Raw genomic sequence first — 1,090 nt, 5'->3', positions numbered from 1 at the left:
TAGAGCTTTTTCTGAGCGTATTATTATCATTATTGGTTGCTATGCTTCTATCAGACCTATAATTATTCACTTGATAGTTAGCTTCTTGATCGTATTTAGTTCTTTTTGCATTCGTTTCACGAATATCCTCTATGGGTCTTTTATAAGGACCATTTTGTGCATGATTGTTTCCTATTTTGCTATCATACCGATTATTAAAAAATTGATAGTCACGCGCTTGTTTAAATCTTTTTGAGTTGCTCTCTATATCAGGTTCTCTAGTCCTTTTTTTACTTTGTTCCCGTAAAACACAGCTATTAGGATAGGGATACGTTTGATTGGATCTATTGGATGGTTCTCGACTACTAACTCGACTATTAATTTGAGGTATCTTATGGGGTATGCTTGATTTGTTAGGACTACCTTTATTGCTATTGTTATAGCGTCTTTCTAAGCCGCCCCATTGATAGCACTTTTTTAGCTTGAAACAAGATGGTAATAGAAAGACCACTAATAATGCTAGATGGCTAACCCTAAACATTAGGTATAACATGATTTTAGCTGTTAAGTTAAGCTTAGAATGGTAACATTATTCCGCTCTCTGGTAGATCAATCGTATCTCTAGTAGATGAATCTGATCATTTTTACTATAGCTTCAGGGGTTATTTTTTGTGATTGTTGAGTTGATAGGATTGAATGGATCGTATTATTATTTGTTCACTTTGAGATTTTTATGGGCTCATTTGTTAAAAGCCTTTTTTATCCCACTGTTTTCTTGATAAAGAAGTGGAAAAAATCAAGCCCCTGTAAAAAGTTTTGGAAAGTGCCGGTTGCAGCTGGAACAACAGAACTCGCGCGCTAAGTGGGCTTCAAACAAAAAAGCATACATAAAATGCAGTATACATTTTCTACAATAGATTTACTTGTGCCATAAAAAAATAAGCTTAGCGATTAATACAGTAATAGTTAAGATGCAAAGTAATCAACATCTAACAGATCAGTAAGAGCAATCCTAGGAATATTCCCTATTTTAGATTAAGAAAAAATTATTAAATTTGCAAGAATAATGACCATATCATGTCCTAAAAATTTCTCAAGTTGATGGTATTGG

General features: G+C 33.4%; 1 protein-coding gene. It reads right to left on the bottom strand.

Features of this window, described 5'->3' with window-relative positions; genetic code table 11:
* Window positions 1–532, bottom strand: a 532-nt coding sequence (locus tag MUW74_RS04030) for a hypothetical protein (RefSeq protein ID WP_243519059.1), incomplete at its 3' end; no start/stop codon positions are given.
* Window positions 533–1,090: the final 558 nt, after the last annotated feature.

It is taken from the genome of Candidatus Cardinium sp. cBcalN2 (assembly GCF_022810445.1).
Classification (GTDB): domain Bacteria; phylum Bacteroidota; class Bacteroidia; order Cytophagales; family Amoebophilaceae; genus Cardinium.
This window is presented reverse-complemented; position numbering and strand designations above follow the sequence as displayed.